This is a genomic window from Micromonospora sonneratiae (assembly GCF_042679305.1).
Lineage (GTDB): Bacteria > Actinomycetota > Actinomycetes > Mycobacteriales > Micromonosporaceae > Micromonospora_H > Micromonospora_H sonneratiae.
Genome location: NZ_JBHTMP010000002.1, coordinates 229,201 through 245,166, shown reverse-complemented (window position 1 = coordinate 245,166; position 15,966 = coordinate 229,201). Strand labels below are relative to the sequence as shown.

General features: G+C 64.8%; 18 protein-coding genes. 10 read left to right on the top strand and 8 right to left on the bottom strand.

The genetic code is table 11. From position 1 onward, the window contains the following. Window positions 1-136: 136 nt before the first annotated feature. The 4 genes from ACFQ4H_RS03030 to ACFQ4H_RS03015 all read right to left on the bottom strand — a co-directional run bounded on the left by ACFQ4H_RS03030 (window position 137) and on the right by ACFQ4H_RS03015 (window position 3,988). The gene (locus tag ACFQ4H_RS03030) at window positions 137-283 is read right to left on the bottom strand and encodes a hypothetical protein (RefSeq protein WP_377566651.1); all 147 of its coding nucleotides are present in this window, start codon (window positions 281-283) and stop codon (window positions 137-139) included. A gap of 326 nt (window positions 284-609) precedes the next feature. Further along, window positions 610-1,347: a hypothetical protein gene (locus ACFQ4H_RS03025; RefSeq protein WP_377566649.1), complete on the bottom strand. Its 738-nt coding sequence runs from the start codon at window positions 1,345-1,347 to the stop codon at window positions 610-612. Between the two features lie 243 nt (window positions 1,348-1,590). Continuing rightward, window positions 1,591-2,571, bottom strand: a complete 981-nt coding sequence (locus ACFQ4H_RS03020; RefSeq protein ID WP_377566647.1) for a tyrosine-type recombinase/integrase — start codon at window positions 2,569-2,571, stop codon at window positions 1,591-1,593. A gap of 925 nt (window positions 2,572-3,496) precedes the next feature. Continuing rightward, the gene (locus ACFQ4H_RS03015) at window positions 3,497-3,988 is read right to left on the bottom strand and encodes a TIR domain-containing protein (RefSeq protein WP_377566645.1); all 492 of its coding nucleotides are present in this window, start codon (window positions 3,986-3,988) and stop codon (window positions 3,497-3,499) included. Window positions 3,989-4,231: 243 nt separating this feature from the next. Here ACFQ4H_RS03015 and ACFQ4H_RS03010 point away from each other — a divergent pair, with 243 nt between their 5' ends. Further along, window positions 4,232-4,648, top strand: a complete 417-nt coding sequence (locus ACFQ4H_RS03010) for a hypothetical protein (protein WP_377566643.1) — start codon at window positions 4,232-4,234, stop codon at window positions 4,646-4,648. An 18-nt stretch (window positions 4,649-4,666) separates the two neighbouring features. On the opposite strand, the gene ACFQ4H_RS03005 is transcribed toward ACFQ4H_RS03010, so the two are convergent. Continuing rightward, window positions 4,667-5,092 (bottom strand): HIT family protein, encoded by a 426-nt coding sequence (locus ACFQ4H_RS03005; protein ID WP_377566641.1) that lies wholly within the window; start codon window positions 5,090-5,092, stop codon window positions 4,667-4,669. A gap of 551 nt (window positions 5,093-5,643) precedes the next feature. On the opposite strand from ACFQ4H_RS03005, the gene ACFQ4H_RS03000 reads away from it, so the two are divergent. Then, window positions 5,644-6,666, top strand: coding sequence for a hypothetical protein (locus tag ACFQ4H_RS03000; RefSeq protein ID WP_377566639.1), 1,023 nt, complete (start codon window positions 5,644-5,646; stop codon window positions 6,664-6,666). Window positions 6,667-7,065: 399 nt separating this feature from the next. On the opposite strand, the gene ACFQ4H_RS02995 is transcribed toward ACFQ4H_RS03000, so the two are convergent. From ACFQ4H_RS02995 to ACFQ4H_RS02985, 3 genes are all read right to left on the bottom strand, one after another. Further along, the gene (locus ACFQ4H_RS02995) at window positions 7,066-8,007 is read right to left on the bottom strand and encodes an NAD-dependent epimerase/dehydratase family protein (RefSeq protein WP_377566637.1); all 942 of its coding nucleotides are present in this window, start codon (window positions 8,005-8,007) and stop codon (window positions 7,066-7,068) included. A gap of 1 nt (window position 8,008) precedes the next feature. After that, window positions 8,009-9,496 (bottom strand): helix-turn-helix domain-containing protein, encoded by a 1,488-nt coding sequence (locus ACFQ4H_RS02990; RefSeq protein WP_377566635.1) that lies wholly within the window; start codon window positions 9,494-9,496, stop codon window positions 8,009-8,011. 69 nt (window positions 9,497-9,565) lie between these two features. Beyond that, window positions 9,566-9,961 (bottom strand): helix-turn-helix domain-containing protein, encoded by a 396-nt coding sequence (locus ACFQ4H_RS02985; protein ID WP_377566633.1) that lies wholly within the window; start codon window positions 9,959-9,961, stop codon window positions 9,566-9,568. Window positions 9,962-10,577: 616 nt separating this feature from the next. On the opposite strand from ACFQ4H_RS02985, the gene ACFQ4H_RS02980 reads away from it, so the two are divergent. The 8 genes from ACFQ4H_RS02980 (at window position 10,578) to ACFQ4H_RS02945 (ending at window position 15,892) form a co-directional block, all read left to right on the top strand. Further along, window positions 10,578-10,871, top strand: a complete 294-nt coding sequence (locus ACFQ4H_RS02980; RefSeq protein WP_377566631.1) for a DUF6284 family protein — start codon at window positions 10,578-10,580, stop codon at window positions 10,869-10,871. 1 nt (window position 10,872) lies between these two features. Next, on the top strand, window positions 10,873-11,238 hold the full coding sequence (locus ACFQ4H_RS02975; protein WP_377566629.1) for an RRQRL motif-containing zinc-binding protein: 366 nt from the start codon (window positions 10,873-10,875) through the stop codon (window positions 11,236-11,238). A gap of 10 nt (window positions 11,239-11,248) precedes the next feature. Next, window positions 11,249-11,587 carry a hypothetical protein gene (locus ACFQ4H_RS02970; RefSeq protein WP_377566627.1) on the top strand — a complete coding sequence of 113 codons (339 nt, stop codon included), beginning with the start codon at window positions 11,249-11,251 and terminating at the stop codon, window positions 11,585-11,587. Continuing rightward, a complete protein-coding gene (locus tag ACFQ4H_RS02965) occupies window positions 11,584-12,537 on the top strand; it encodes a DUF2637 domain-containing protein (RefSeq protein WP_377566625.1) in 954 nt (317 codons plus the stop codon). The genes ACFQ4H_RS02970 and ACFQ4H_RS02965 overlap by 4 nt, the downstream gene beginning before the upstream one ends. A 93-nt stretch (window positions 12,538-12,630) precedes the next feature. After that, complete coding sequence (locus tag ACFQ4H_RS02960; protein WP_377566623.1) at window positions 12,631-12,858, top strand: hypothetical protein; 228 nt, start codon at window positions 12,631-12,633, stop codon at window positions 12,856-12,858. 85 nt (window positions 12,859-12,943) lie between these two features. Beyond that, window positions 12,944-13,414 carry a Pycsar system effector family protein gene (locus ACFQ4H_RS02955; RefSeq protein ID WP_377566621.1) on the top strand — a complete coding sequence of 157 codons (471 nt, stop codon included), beginning with the start codon at window positions 12,944-12,946 and terminating at the stop codon, window positions 13,412-13,414. 145 nt (window positions 13,415-13,559) lie between these two features. After that, window positions 13,560-13,940 carry a hypothetical protein gene (locus ACFQ4H_RS02950; protein ID WP_377566619.1) on the top strand — a complete coding sequence of 127 codons (381 nt, stop codon included), beginning with the start codon at window positions 13,560-13,562 and terminating at the stop codon, window positions 13,938-13,940. Continuing rightward, the gene (locus tag ACFQ4H_RS02945) at window positions 13,940-15,892 is read left to right on the top strand and encodes a conjugal transfer protein TraB (RefSeq protein ID WP_377566617.1); all 1,953 of its coding nucleotides are present in this window, start codon (window positions 13,940-13,942) and stop codon (window positions 15,890-15,892) included. The genes ACFQ4H_RS02950 and ACFQ4H_RS02945 overlap by 1 nt, the downstream gene beginning before the upstream one ends. Window positions 15,893-15,966 lie beyond the last annotated feature (74 nt).

Sequence of the window (15,966 nt, the reverse complement as noted above, 5' to 3'; positions counted from 1 at the left end):
GCGACGCCAACATCAAGCCCGAGCCCGCCGAGCCCACTACACACGCCGCCTCAACCTCGAACTCCAACCATGATCCCGAACGGCGGCTGCCGTACTAATAGCGAGCCGGCCAGTAAGTGAGGTGCCGGTACCGAGATCAGGCACTGTTTCTCGGACGTTCGGCGGCCCTCCGCCCATCGGCATCTTTGATGGCATGGCGCACCGCCAACCGGATCACCAGGTAGAGAACCGCCAGTCCGAAGATCCAACTGACGAGACCGAACATCAGGGTGTCGAGCATCATGGCCCGCAGCGTAGACACCAAGCGCATCCGGCCCGTTACTCGATGATCTCGGCGACACGTATCCGACACGGCCAGCGAGATCGAGCGGGTTGGAGCTGGACTGAGCGAGACTCACGAAAGAGGCCCCTGACCGGCTTCACGCTGGTCAGGGGCCGTTTTGCACCTGGTGGCGGGTAGAGGATTCGAACCTCTGTAGCTTTCGCGACGGATTTACAGGGCGTCAGTGATCTTGCTGCGGTCACCCCTGTTGAGCTGCTGTTTCTATCCTCCAGACAGGTGCCGGCTGGTCAGCCGCCCACCATCTGCCCACGCCCACAACGTCCAAGTCACACATACAGCCAGCGGACCCCCGCAACGATCACCACCAGGATGACGATCCCCCAGACGACGTTCCGACCCGTGGCACCGAAGATCAGGTAGGCGATCTGTGCGATCAAGAAGATCGAGCTCAACACCAGGTCGACGATCAGCAGCACAAGCGTGAGCGCCAGACGCAGCAGGAACCAGACAAACCCCAGCCCACACCACTTGTCAATGGTTGAATCGTCGTAGGCCCAGCGCGTCAACACGAAGGGTTTGTAGATCGAAGACTCCCAGCCCTGATCCCACTTCGCGCCGGTCTTGGCCCAGAACGAATCGCCACCCTCCTTCACCGTGGCTTGATCCACTCGCTTGAACTGGATCTTCTTGACCGCACCATCGGTGATGTCGATCAAGACTTGCCCATCCTTCACCTGGATCGTGGTCGTCCCGTTCACGATCACCGTGAGCTGCTCACGGCCAGCTTGGACCCTGAACACCTTGTCGAACCCGGTCTTGCCCTTCTTGCGATCGCGAAGTAGCACGTAGATCGTGCTTCCGTCTCGCGGCGGAAGGGAGTACTCGGCGCCGATCGAGAACTCGCCGACCGGGGTGACGAAGCTCGTCTCGCCCTCGACAGCTACACCATCGGGTCCGAGCGTCAGCGCTACCGGCAGCAGCGGAGGTTTGTAGCGGAGCTTGCCCTTGCCCTCAGTTTCTGGATCGCAGCCAGCGACCACCAAGGCCAGGAGTATGAGCACCACCAGTGCCGCTCGATTGCGGACTGAACGCGCTTGAGCGGTCCGCGGGCCTGACGGACGAGGCGTTGGCAGCACCCGCCTGATGGCGAGATCAGCCTTCAATTTGTACCGCCCCCTTGACCCACGCCTCCCGACGCGCGGCCGACCACAGTCAGTTGCCACATGATTGCGAGTGTCCCGCAGTTGGTCAAGCATCATTGGACCGGCGACGCCCAGACGGCGAAGGAGTCCCTTGTAGTCGGCCCCTCACCCGAGGGCGTCACCGATCTTGTCGTTCATGGTGTCGTCTCCCCCGTCGATGCAGTTGGCGTAGACGCGGAGCAGGACGGCAACGCCGTGGCCCAGCCGCCGGGCAACCTCGGTCGGCGGTACACCAGCGTTGAGCCAGAGTGAGGCCGCCGCGTGACGCAGGTCGTAGGGACGGCGTACGAGCGGCGAGGACACCTGTGATTCAGTCAACGCCTTCTCCCGAGCGAGCTTCCACCACCGGTCGTAGACCGACTCGGAGAGCGGCCCACCGTGCAGGCCCCGGAAGAACCGACCGTCCGGGCCGACGCCGTGATTGTCGACGTGCGCAGCCAGCAGTTCGACCAGCCGGGGCGGGATCGTCACGGTACGGGTTTCCTGCCTTGCCCGGTGCTTCAGTCCCCGCCGTTCGTGCGACTCGCCGTCATCTGTCCAATGCGACCCGGCACGCGGAGCGGTTCCGGCGAGGACCAGCCGACCCCAACGGTATTCGATCTTCTCGTGGTCGCAGGAGGCCGAAGGCTTAACCTCCGCCAAGTCGTCGAAGTCGGTCCCGCAGTCCAGGCAGTGCCCCGGTAGGTCGCAGTCCTCCCGCCGCAGGTCCGCTGCCTCCGATGGCCGCATGCCGGCGTAGTAGAGACAGCCGAAGAAGGCTGTGACCTTGTCGGCCCGGTTGCCGAGAGATTTCACCGCCTCCAGCAGTGTGGCGACCTGGGCAGGGTTGGCCACTACCCGCCGGTCTATGGACTGGGCCACCTCGGGGGCGGTCCACTGCACTCGGTCGACCGGGTTGGAGTCGATCAGCTCCAGCTCCACGGCGTAGCCGAGGGCGTTGTAGAAGGTGGCCCGTTTCCGCTGGACGGTGGAGGCGGCCGCAGGCTTGCCGTCGAGGCGTACGCAGAGACTGTCGAGGACCCGGCGGACCATGGCCGGCGAATCCAACTCGACGACCGGCAGGGACGCGGTTTCCAGCCAGGCCAACGCCGTTGCATGTTCCGCCGGAATCTCGTTGGACCACCGTCGCGGATTGAGCCCATATAAATACAGTGCTTCGCGGAGTAGGTCGGAATCCGGTCGCCCCCGCTTCGTTTGCCGGGTCAGGGTCACCGTGATCAAGACGCCGCGCGGAGCGCGGCGCGTGGGCGGTGGGCCGCCCGGCGGTAAGCCGCCCCGGCTGCCTTCGGCACCGGGGGCGGAAAGCCACCGAGATCCGCCGGGCAGCCGCCCACGCATCTCGCCAGAACCCACCCCGCGCAGCAAGGCGGTACGGAAGCCGACGGGGCTGGCCGCCGTCGTGGTCCCGGCTTCCGACTGCCGCGCCAGTCAAACCCCGGACTGGCTTGCCACCGGCCCGCCCGCTACCGCTCCGTCGAGCTCTCTCCTCAGCCGGCAGCGCCCGACCAATTCTCGCGGCTTGTGGAGCCCGCCAGAGCCCTAGAACCGCCCGGCGCAGGCTCGGGACCTCTCGCCTCCGCCCAGACGCCCCAGACGGATGCTCAGCGGCCTAGATCAACCTGCCCACTATCTGCCCACAGCGAGCAGTAGACGACCGGACTCGGCTGGATTCAGGGGGACGAAACAAGATCAGCCCCTGACCGGCTTCGCGCTGGTCAGGGGCTGATCTTGCACCTGGTGGCGGGTAGAGGATTCGAACCTCTGTAGCTTTCGCGACGGATTTACAGACCAGGCTTGCAACCACCCCTGACCAGGGCGGTCATGGTCCCCGTCTGCTAACTTCTCCGAGCATTCTCCGAGGCACCGTTCACAGCACGAGTGACCTCGGGCGTGTGAGTCAGGGTGGCGGATAGATCTGAGGGCGTTGTCGCGACCCTAGCAGCGACAGCGCCAGAACTGCGAAACGAATCGCGTCCCTGCACGACCCACCGGCGCAGCGCGCCGCCTCACCTCAGTACTTGTTGCGGATCGCGATGGCGTCCTCTACCCAGGTAGCAAGGTTGTCCTTGATGTGCGCAAGGACGTTAGTGCTCGTGGTGTACGGAGGGTCGATCGCCTTCACGATCGTTGACAGGTCTCGTCCCGAACCGATGATCCCAGCGAACGGGTTAGCGCCCTTCGATGCCTGCTCGCTGTTCCGGTCCTTCAGGTTGTGGATGTAAATACCCACAACGCCCTTCCGGCTGTCCCACGCCTTCTTGATCTCGTAGTTGATCCACTTACGCCCCGCAGTGCCCGCACCGATAAGTACAACCGCGCAGGACCGACCCACCATCTGGTTATCGATCCAGGTCCGGATCGCGTCGTCACCCTTCTTCTTGATCGTCTCCCAGTCGTTGTCATCGACAGGCTGGTTACCCTCCAAGACGCCGGCGTTGCGCACCTGAGCCGCCCGCCAGCCGTCCGGAATGAAGTGGAAGCTGTAGAAGACATTGCGAGCCATCGTTCCCCCTATAAATCTTGCCCCCACCAGCCCTTACCAGGCCGGGACCGCCGAACTCTAGGCGCCGTCCACTTAAGATCGCAAGCTTGAACGACACAAGGATCATAAGGCAGCATTGCACATAATTCCGCAAAATGCCCCTTTTAGGGGAAAGGCTGGAATCCTTCGGTGTGGACGCGCAAGCATTCAGCGATGCCACCTTAGGGCACAATCAAGTGGAAGAGCACATGTACCCTCGACAGCATGCGCGACGAGAGCCTGAGCGACGAGAGAATCAAACACCTAGAGTTCATACAAAACATCGTTACTCGACTAGCCACGAACTCCTTCTTCATAAAGGGCTGGGCAGTCACCGTTCTCGCAGCCCTTTATGCATTCGAGGCAAAAAACCCAAGTTGGCGAATTGGGATCGTCGGCTTTCTACCAGTCCTCGCCTTCTGGTTACTCGACTCCTACTATCTTCGCCAGGAGCGTCTGTTCAGATGCCTCTATAACGATGTACGGCAGGCAAACTCTTCGACCGAGCCGTTCTCGATGAACATTGCACCCTACTACTACATCGTAAAGCCAAGCAAGGTAGCAATCTCGTACACGATTATGATTTACTATGGCCCACTGCTAGGACTCGCACTAACCTACACCACGATCAGCTTCTTCTGATCCGATAAGGCAAATCAGCTATTCAACAATTGCCTTCCGTATCCTAGCAGCAAGAACGTTTTGCGCCTCCCTATCCGACCCCTCATGGCGTGGCCAGATGTCGCCGATGCGGTCGCCACTCCACCTCGGAACGATGTGAACATGCAAATGAAACACTGATTGCGACGCAGCCTCCCCGGCCGAGGTTATTAGGTTCATGCCCTCCGGCGAGACTGCATCGCGTACCGCCCTACTAACCCGCAAAACCGCCGCCGTCATCGACTGGGCAACCTCTTCAGGAAGGTCCAGAAAGTCAGGAACATGGACTGCGGGAACAACCAAAGTGTGACCTGGAGAGGCAGGATTGAGCGGAAGAAAGGACACAGCTTCATTAGTACGATGCACGACTACCGCATCGACATCTCCGCCATCAATGATGGCACAGAAAGCGCATGTAAGCGTCACAGGATCCCCTGACGATTAGCCTATTGGTGAAGCGTGCCTACGATGCTACCGCCAGGCGCCCAGCCCCGCATCTTGATCATAGCTGAATTAATTCCGCAAACCTCAGGGCAGCATGGCAAAAGCGGTCCAGCTCGACCCTTTATCGTTCACACACCAACCACCAGAATTCCTCCACGCTTAGCTCTATGTCCGGCATGTCTCTAACCTCGCAATAGATCTGAAATGCTACATAAAAGCAATAGGTCACAATAAGCGCAATGCGCAGCGATCGGCAGAGGCTATGAGCACATCGCAGGCTCGCCTTGCGGCCACAGAAGGGGGAGCATGTCAAGACGCGTCTTCTTAGCTTCCACTACGAGCGTGACATGTGGCGAGCTAACCAGGTGCGGCAGAGCTGGATAGCTCAGGACCGTCAGGTCGCTGGGTACTGGGAGATGCAAAACCTGGGAAGATGCAAAGCGACACGGCTTGCTGGACGGTAGCAGCCGCCGCCGCATTTCTTCCAGTCTAATCGGCTGAGGGGCTGAGGGGCTAACAGGAGGTTTCCTGACATGTGGGCGGGCAGCAGAGCGGCTGATGTATATGCGGCAGCAGAGAAATTCGGCGTCGGCATTGCGTCAGCCGGCGTTGATCCCAGCGCCTTGCCTACCGTCCGCGTTCGTTCTCCGATCGAATCCCAGTCGGATCTAGGCGTCTTGTCCTGGAGGTGGGACGTTGATCCTGTGACCGGGCTATCTCGCAACGTCGGCCTCGCTATCGTGCAAGCCAAATATTCCGGAATCCGACACCTCTTCATCGATCAAGTGTCCATTGATCAGCAGCTCGCCGGCGACGACCTCATTGGCGCTGTGATCGAATTCTCCGAGCTATTTAAAAGCGTGCCAGTTATTGCTGCGTACGACTGTCGAAATATTTCTACGCGCTGGTTGCACACCATGCGGCGGCCATGGATCGCCCGCGAGGCACGGATGTTCGCTCAAAATCCGGGCAGAGTCACGTATGTCGGCTATGTTGATGGCCAGGGCACGTCGAAATCTTTCAACTTTCAGCATATGCTGATGCGATTATGGGAAACCAGTTTCACAAACTCGATTCTTTACCTCCTTTGCGGTCAGACGGATATGCATTCCATTGAACATCTACGATATATTATCCCGGAATACGACCGACTGCTGTCTGCCGCCTATAGCCTAATGGATCGAAACGACTATCTGCTTACCGCCGCAATCCTAGCTCAGGTCGGAGTGTCCCGGCCAGGAGTAAACGGAGACATAGACCTCGCTGCGATTGATTTCATGCGATACGAGTCTAAGCCCGCTCTCGGCAGAACACACGACAGAAACTTCGAAATACTCCTCGACGGCCAGCCTGTTGGGACATGGCTGAGCCACTACAACTATTATAAGGATTTCTACCGCCGCAAGCTGGTTGCTCATCCCACCGCCCCAGCCATCATCGCCGCGACTCTCGGCGTCTCAGAGGCTACGGTGGTACTTGACGAATCCAGGGCAATGTCCTTCTCGCTCCCACGACAGAGCATCAGCGAGCGTGACATTGTTGTCGTGCGGTTTTGAGGTCGGCTTGAACGGGGAGAATAGAGATGAGCGAGGCGGCGACAGCCCATGCACTTAGAAGCCTCCGCCGTCTATCGCCAGATCCATCCGGGTCGGCATGTGATCCGACTTTGTCTAGTCCCAGTTGATGCTTGACGAATCCGTCCTACCTGTTGCTTAACAGTGGATCTAGACATTTGGGTCGACCTTGCGGGGTCGTTGGGCTTTGATTCGGGTGATGGACTGGTCGGTGGTGCGGCGGATGGCAAGCCGCCCCGGACGCCTACGGCGCCGGGGCCGGAAACCATCGACAGCCGCCGGATGGGCCGTGCCCGCGCCGCACTAGAACCATCCGCGCGGCACGAACAGGCGTCAGCCCCAATGTAACGACATGGACCGCCCCGATTCAGCCATCGACTTCTACTGACGTGGCCATACTTTCCATGCGTCCGAGAGCGTTTGCACTAGTTCGGTTCGTTCCGGTTGCCAGCCAAGGGCGGACCGTGCCCGACTGATGTCCGCCACCAGTTTCGGCGGTTCTGGCCTGGGTGGCATGCGGTGTACCGCCACCGAGTGACCGGTAACCTGTTCGGCGGCGGCCACCACTTCGGCCATGCTCGTTCCGACGCCTGAGCCGAGGTTGACGGTCTGGCTGCTGCCGGGGGTGCAGGCCGATATCGCCAGCCGGATTCCGGTCGCCACATCGGCCACGTGCACGAAGTCGCGTACGGCTGACCCGTCGCCGTTGAGCGTGACGTGGTCGAGTTGGCCCGTGATGGCCCGGAAGACGTTGGGGATGATCCGGGCCGGGTCGGTGTCGCCGACCCCGTCCACTGCCCCGGCGATGTTGAATGGCCGCACGGTGACCGCCCCGATAGCTCCGGTCGCCGCGTAGGCCGACACCATCTGTTCGGCCGCAACCTTCGACGCTGCGTACGGACTCTCGGGATGCACTGCCAGTTCCTCAGAGAGCGCGCCGCTGTGCTGCGACCCGTAGACGATGTTGGTAGACGTGAACACCAGGGACGCGGGGGGACGCGTATCGCGTACCGAGTCCAGGGCCATGAGCAGGTTGAGCGTTCCGCCAGCGTTCACATCGAAGTAGCCGAGCGGGTCCGCGAAGGAGTCCCGGCCGCTGGTCAGGGCAGCAAGGTGAACTACCCCGTCGTACTCCCCCGCCTGAACGATTTGGGTAACCCTGACGCGGTCCCGGATGTCTCCGGTCACCAGCTCCGCGCCCGGGGCCGGCTTGCTGTCGGCCCGCCCCCGACTCATGACTGTGACGCGATTGCCCACCGCGAGTAGGTCGAGCGTGACGGCGTGCCCCAGGAATCCGAGGCCGCCGGTAACCAGTACGTGCACGTCAGCCTCTCCCAAGAATGGTGCGGCGATGCTCCCAGGCAAGCTGGATACAGCCAGCCGCCGCCGGGGCCAGCCGACCGCTGGCCGTGAGTTCGTCGATGGTGTGCCGGGTGAACGGCAGAGCGGGCGTGGGTTTGATCCGCCCGGTCTTAACCACGGTCCCCTCAGCGTTGGCGCTGACCATGTTGGCGAACAGCCGGTCAAAGGTCTGCCCGTCGAAGACCGCTACGGTCAAGACCTCACCCCACAGGGTCAGGGCATCGAGCGCGACGCCAAGGCAGTAGACCCGGACACCGCCAGCGTCGTACGCGCGGTCAAAGGCTGCCAACGGCTCAACGCTGTAGTCCGCTGGCTCTCCCTCGCCGCCGTGCTCGGCGTTGCCAAGGAATTCCTCGCTGTACTCGCGCATGATGTTGCGCCACAGGTTGAAGTCGGCCACCTGTGCGGCGGGTAGAACGCTCGACGGCTGGAAGACACCAGCGGGCATGATGTGCAGCATCCCGCCTGCTACCGCGACGTTTCCGGCAGCACGGTTGTGCAGGACGAAGGTAACTCCGTCTTCATCTACGCGGAGTGTGAGCGTGTCGGTGGAGGGTGCCGTAGGTCGCCGACTCGGTGTAAACGGGTCACCGACCAGCCGGCGAAAGGTCAGGTTCCGCCAGGACGCGGGCATGATTCCGCTCCCGTCCCCTGCCACGTGGAACATGGCCATCTCATGGGCCAACGCCTCGGAGACGTCAACACCACCGAAGTAGGTGCCGGTGGTGAAGGTCAATGCCCGTTCGGGTTGGCTCCAGTCCACGTTGGCCAGGTGCCATGCAAGCCGGTTCTCAAAAAGTCGTGGCTGCTCGACATCACGAAGGGCAAGGCTGTACCGCTGGTGTCGCCGCCCGTCCGCAGCCAACGGACGTACGCCGGCCGCTTCGTCCTCGGTGCCGTTGATCAGCGGCACGGTTCCCTCTGGCGCGAGCGCGATTCCGAACTGCCCCAGCTCGATGGGTGCCGTCGGAAGCCATGCCGGGTCCGCGATCAGCCCACTGTCACCGACTCGGTACTCCGGCTCGTACAGCCGCGCCGCCTCGCGCGCGAGCTGCACACGGTACGCATTCAGGTTTCGTCGAACGGCGCGCCACTCTTCCTGGCTCGCCTCGGCTTGCGGATGAGATTCGGGTTCCTGGTAGATCGCAAAACCTCCAGTGTCGATCTCGGGACTCTCGCGTTGCTGCGGCACGATCCGCTGTCTCGTCAGGCCAAGCTCTTGCACAGAGACACCGAAGTGCTCAGCGAGAAGCTGCCGGTAGAGAGCGGACGGAAACGTAATGCCGCGCTCCCACCTGCTGATCTGGTTGGCCGTAACAGCCAGCCTTTTTCCCCGGCCCGCGCCAAGACGGTTCAGAGCGTCCGCCACGTCCTGTTGTGTCTCGCCTGCCGCGTCACGCAGGTTGTACAGGGCGAGATTTGGCGTGGCGTCCCTGGCACGCGCGGGCATCTGCTCTTCCCTTCTACCGAGGTACCGACCGACCGCACGGCGTGCCTAGTCGATGCCTAGTGGATGTGCCTACCTGCCGTCTGTCGGGCGTTCGGATACGTGCCGAGAACTGGTGTCCTTGTCCTCATGACCGACATGGACCGCGATTCGCTCGACAGCATCGGCCAGCCGTTGCACTTCGGCGTGAAGCTGGTCGAGTCGGGCAAGCACCACGGAGGAGCTGTCCGACTGGCCCACGCTCTTGCTACCGGCCGGAAGCGTGGCACCCGTCAGGACAGCTTGCAGGTAGTCATCCGGCCAGCCGAGAGCCTGAGAGATCGCGGCAAGGGTGCGGGCCGACCTCTTCCGGTTCGCCTTGGCGTACTGCAACTCGCGCAGGGTCGCGACCGACACCTTGGACCGCTCCGCAAGCTCTTGCTGAGTCATCGGCACCTCGGCCATTCGGCCGTTGATGGCGCTGGCCACGGCCTGCCAATCCTCCACCCGAAGCCCCCTTGTCTGACCTACTGACCCGCTGATCCTAGCCCCTCCCTTGGTTGACACCGCACAACTTCAGCGCTAATTTTAGCGCTGAAATCAGCGCCACTCGGCCGGATGGCCCGGGGAACGGCGGCACGTCGTTGCCGTAGGCCCATGGGACGCCGGACCCGGTTGATCTTTGAGAACTTCACAGAGGTCCGGGACGCAGGGAGATCCGTCTTCCTTATTGGTCCCGATGCATGCGATCTAGGGGTGGCAAGCGAGCGTCGGCCGTTGATGTGTCCGGCCGCAAGACTTGTCCGCTTTTAGGGGTTAGGCCCCTTGCTTGCCCAACCGAGGGTCGCCCGTGCCTGTACGGCACGTCTGCTGTTGCCCGGGGGTGCGTGGCCGACTATGGCCGCGCCCCGGGTTCTATCCCAATCGATTTGAGCTGGAGGTGAGTCGTCATGGCCGCTGTGTTCGCGTCTGTGCGTGTGACCACAAGGCGTAGCGCCGTGTGGAAGAACTGCCCCTGCGGGGCGATGGTCCCGATGTCCGCGACTGAGACCCGCTGCCGGTCGTGTCGGCAGTGCCCCAGCCGCGCTGGAAGGAACCGTTCGAAGTGACTCACGACGATATCGATGGTCCGAGTTCTGCGGAGCTGGCCGCGATCGAGATGGAGTGGCCGCTGATTGCGGCCGAACTTGATTTGCTCGATGCCGAGATCGCGATGCTGTACGCCGAGGATCGGGGTGGTCCGACCGTTCTGGACTGGCGTCGGGTACGCCGCGCCGAGGCCGCCGTTACCCGTGCCGCTGAAGTGGTGGCGCGTACCGGCACCTGGGAGGACCCGCCGCCGATCCTGTCCGACCCGCGTCGTCGGGTCGCCCCGGTCGGTGTCGCCGAGGCAGCCTGACGTGGGGCGGATTCGTGCCGCTTACTGGGACCCGGAGGGCTCCCGGTACGGCGTTCCTACCTGGTGGTGGCAGGGTGCCCCGCCTGGTTACGCGACCCGCCGCCAACTGCGCGCACGTGGGTTGCGGCCTGGTGGTCAGCCTGTCGCCGCCCAGATCCTTTGGCGCGGCGTCGGCGGTACCCGGGTTGCCTATCTGTACCGGCTGGACCTGGCCCGCCCGAAGCGGACCGCGTCACCGGCGCAGATGGCCGCGATCAGTCGGGCGCTGGCCGCTCGGCGTACCTGCCCCACCTGCGGAATCGTCCGCGACTACTTCATCCCCCGCTCCCTCGGGGAGTGCCTGACCTGTTCCCCCGTCCTGACCTGAGGAGGGTCCTGTGACTACGCGTAAGAGCCGCCGGGCGGTGATGGCGGAGATGCTGCTGATCGCCAACCCGAGCGCGATGTACGACACGCCGGGCTACGGACTGGCCGTCTCGTTCGACACCATCGTCGAGTTGCGGACCTGGCTGAACGACGCCGGGCTGAACGGCCCGGACCTGCTGGCCAACGAGCACACCGGCACCCAGGACGACGGCCGGACGTTCCGCCGCATGACGGCCTGGCCGATGTGGCACGGCTGGCGAATCTCCGCCCACGCCACCGAGTACACCGACCCGCCCGCGTTGCACGTCGACGCGGTCGAGGGCCTGTCCACGGTGGCGGTGGCCGGATGACCGCTCCCACGATCAACGGCACCCGCTACCCGCAGCCCGTGGAAGACCTGTTGCCCAAGGCGCGCAAGCTGACCCAGGAGTTGGGCGATCTGCCGTCGCGGAACCGGCTGATGCGTGACTACCGGATCGGCGCGGCCAAGGCGGACGACCTGTTGGACCGGCTGCGTAACGAACGTGCCCGGCAAGAGCGGGTCGACGGTATCCATGCGGCGATGGTGGTCCGGGGCAGCCTGGCCGAACGGGTCGAACTGTTCCCGGCCGACTCCGGCACGGACGCCGAGAACCCGGCACCGGTCCGGTTCGACTACACCGAGCCGATCGGGCCGGACCCGGTACCCGTACCGGTCGTACCCGGGTCCGCCCCGGTTGTCGTGCCGGGTCCGCCGCCTACGGTGGCCGACCCGCCCGCCGCGGTGTTGCCGCTGGTGGCGGGGGACGGGCACCCGGGTTCCAACATCACCACCGATACCGACGAGAAGATGCCGTCTGCGGTCGCCGGACGGTCGGCCCGGGTCGCTGGCCGGGGTTGGGCGTACGCGGGGGTGATCCTCGGTGGGGTGGTGTCGATCGCGGCGAACGTGGCCCACACCTACCTGCCCAAGCCCCCACCGGGTGCGCCCGCCGGGTGGGTTCCGGACCCGGACTGGTCTCCATCGCCGTTGGCGGTGGCGTTCTCGGTGTTCTGGCCGATCGCCCTGTTCGTCGCGGTGGAGATCCTGACCCGTATCCCGTGGGACGAGGGTTTCCGCTGGTTCGTGGCCCGCCTGGTCGGTGTCCTGCCAGTCGCCATCGTCGCCGCCGTCGTGTCGTACCGGCACCTCGCCGGACTCCTGGAGCACTTCGGCGAAGACCCGCTCACCACGGCCATCGGCCCACTGGCGATCGACGGACTGATGGTCATGGCCTCCGCCGCGCTGATGGCCACCAGCCGTAAGACCACCACCAAGTAGCGCCACCCGGCGGCACGGCCCATGGCCTGGAAACCGTGCCGTACCGGCGGGAATCTCCGCCTAACCACCCCATCAGGAAAGGACCAACTGTTCATGCTGCGCAACTACACCCGCTGGCGTCAGGGATCACCGAGCCAGCTTTACGCCGACATCCTCGGGGCGCGGGTCGCGATCGAGGTCAACACCGACGACGGCCGGGTGCTGCTCGACGGTGTCGCCCTCAGCCCGGACGAGGCTCGCATGATCGGCGTCCGGCTCATCGACGCCGCTGTGCTGGCCGACGGAGACCGCGCGATTCGTAAGCCCGCTGCTGAGTCCTGATTCCGCCCGGCGGCACGGCCCCTGGCTCGCAACCTGTGCCGTGCCGCCGGTCCCTCAGCCCATTGCTGGAAGGAGGGCACCTCTGATGGTGCCAGTACCGGACACAGAGTTCTTCACGACCCGCCTGACCGAGGTACGCGCCGAACTCGCGCGAGTCGACGCCAAAGCTTCGGCGCTATTGGCGGTGGCGGGTGCCGCGCTCACGGTCGGACTGGCGGTGCTGGCCCGCGCCGATCTGCCGGTATCTGCGATGGTCGCCGGGTGCGTCACGGTCGCCCTGGTCGGTATCGCGGTGGGGCTGCTGGCGTGTGCGGTTCGCCCGCGTCTGAACGGCGGGTACGGCCTGGTCCACTACGCCGGTTCGCTACCGGGAGACCTGCTCACCGAGGCCACCCTCCCACCACTGGATACCGCCGCCGAGCTGGCCCGCCAGTTGGTGTGGCTGTCCCGTACCGCCCTGGTCAAGTATCGGCGGCTGCGTACCGCCGTGGATCTCCTGCTTGCCGCGCTTGTCGGCACGGCTGCTACCGCGCTGCTGGCGGTTGCGCTTGGTTGACCGGTCCCCGGTCCGTGTTCACCCGTCCTGGTGGCCGGGTGGGTGCGGGGGCCAACCGGCCTGATCAGTCCCCTTGTTTGTGCCGGGCGCGGCACGCCTCGACAACGACCCGCGCCCGGCCCTCCCGTGAAGGAGAGCTATCAGCATGGCAGGCATCAACGATCAGCGGAGCTTCTTCACCGGTGCCGACGCGTTGACGGACAACGTCGCCCTGGTGGAGTGGTTCAACAGTTCCCGTCGTCTTCTGCACGCCGCTGCCCTGGAGTTGGGGGTGACCGCGTCGGAGTTGGACGCCCGGTTGCGGGCGGTTGCTGGTGGTGTGGTGGTCGGTGGGTTGAGTGGTCGGGCGCGTGCCCGGCAGGTGGCCCGGCCGATCACCCACGCCTCCGAGGCGCTGGTGACCGCGTCGCAGTACATCGTGACCGCGTCGACCCGGTTCGAGGCGGTGTACATGCCGGAGTTGGAGGCGGTCGGCTACAAGCCGCGTAAGGACGCGTTCCGGTTCACCAACGGTGGTGGCCGCTGATGGCCCGTCCGCGTAGCCGGATGCCCCGCAACGGTGGGCTTCCATCCGGCGCCTACTCCTACACGGTCGACCTCCGGTCGGCTGCGATTCCGTATCTGGTGTGCCCGGCGGGGTGTCTGCTGGCGTGGCCGGCGGCTGCCGCGTCTCACCACTGGTGGGGCACCAACCCGTGGGCCGCCGCTGGGATCACCGCCGCCGGTACCGGCCTGACCGTTCTGACGTGGGCCGCTGGCCGTGCCCGTGGCGTCATCCGCCAGCGCGTGTCGACCATGCTCACGGCGACCGGGTCGGTGTGGGCGTTGGGGGCGACGATCGGCGCGCCGTGGGAACGGCCGTGGCTGGACCTGTGGGCCGGTGGCACCGTCGTGGCCTCGGTGGCGGTGGCGGTGATGCGGCTGATGGCGAAGGCCAACCCCGGCGAGCAGGCCGCCACCACCAGCGGTGGTGGTGGGTTGGCGGAGGTGGTGGCCGCGCTCAAAGACGCCCGGATCGGCCGGCCGAAGGTCGACGGGGCGAAAGTCGCCGCCACCATCACCATGCCCCACGGCGACACCCTGGCCGACGTCGAAGGCTCCCGCGAGTCGATCGCGTCCGCGTTGGACGTCGCACCGACGGCGGTGCGGGTGCACCGCGACCCGGATAGCGTCCGGACGGGCCGGATTGAGGTGGTGCCGGTCGACCAGCTCCGCCGCACCATCGAGTGGGCGGGGCCGTCGGCCCCGGGCCGGTCGGTTGGTGACGCGCCGTTGCGGTTCGGCCTGGCTGAAGACGGCGAACCCGTCGGGATGTGGCTCACCGGCCGGCCCGGTGTTCGCCCGGCCACCCACGTCCGCGCCACCGGCATGACCGGCTCCGGCAAGACCGAATGGGCGCTGGTGGTGATGACCGACTACCTCACCCGCACCGACGGTGCGCTGATCGTGGTCGACACCGTCAAGCGAGACCAGACCGTCAAGCCGGTCAAGGACGGCCTGACCCTGCTCATCACCGAAGACGACCACGCCGAGGCGTTCTTCGACATCCTCGCCGAACAGGTCATCCCCGCCCGCACCGAAGCACTCGGGCGAGAAGACCTCACCGAGTGGATGCCCGGCTGTTCCCTCTCCCACCTGACGGTGTGGGTAGAGGAATCCGCGGCATGGTCCGGGCATCCCGCCCTCGTGCAGGTGGCCGAGCGTGCCCGGTCGGCCGGTATCTCCCTGGTGCTGTCCCAGCAACGGTGGACCCACGACCGGGCACCCACCTCGCTACGGTCGCAGTTCGCCACGAACGTGTGTTTCGGCATCGACAGCCGCGACGACCCGTCCCTTGCCCTTACGGGGGAGACCGTTGACGCGGGAGCGTCCCCGCAATCCTGGGGCAGCTCGAAACCGGGCTACCTGTACATCGAATCGCCCGGCATTCCCACCACCCGGTGGCCGATCCCCTGCCGCTCCGAACTGGCCAACCGCACCGACCTTGCCGAGGCCGTCGCCGGCTGGGCCACTGTCCGTCAACCCCTCGACCCGGTCACCGCGCGGGCACTGGCCCCGGTCATGCCCACCACCACCGCACCCACCGGCCCGGCCCCGGCCGACGGCGGGCGCGACGACGACCCCCAGGAGGAACCCGCCATGGCGACCCGCCCCGGCGTCAACCCCAACGACCCGCCCGACGACGTCGACCCGTCCAAAGAGTTGGACACCACCCCGACCCCGCGCCGGTTCTCCCTCGCCTTGCCCAAGCAGTCCAGCCCCGAGCAGGCACGCGAAGTCCTCCGCCGCCACATCACCGCCCTCGCCGAACAGGGCCACACCGAGGTACGCCCCGCCGACCTCGGCGACGTCCTCGCCGAGGTCGGCTACACCGCCAAGTGGCTGTCCAAGGCCCTCGCCGAACTCACCACCGGCCCGACACCGCTGCTGATGCCCCTCACCCGCAACGGCCGCTACCGCATCCTCCGCACCGCCTAGCGGAGTCCTTCCGGGGCCGTGGAATCCACGTGGAATCCACACCGATTCCACGGCCCCTGACCTAGACAAACACG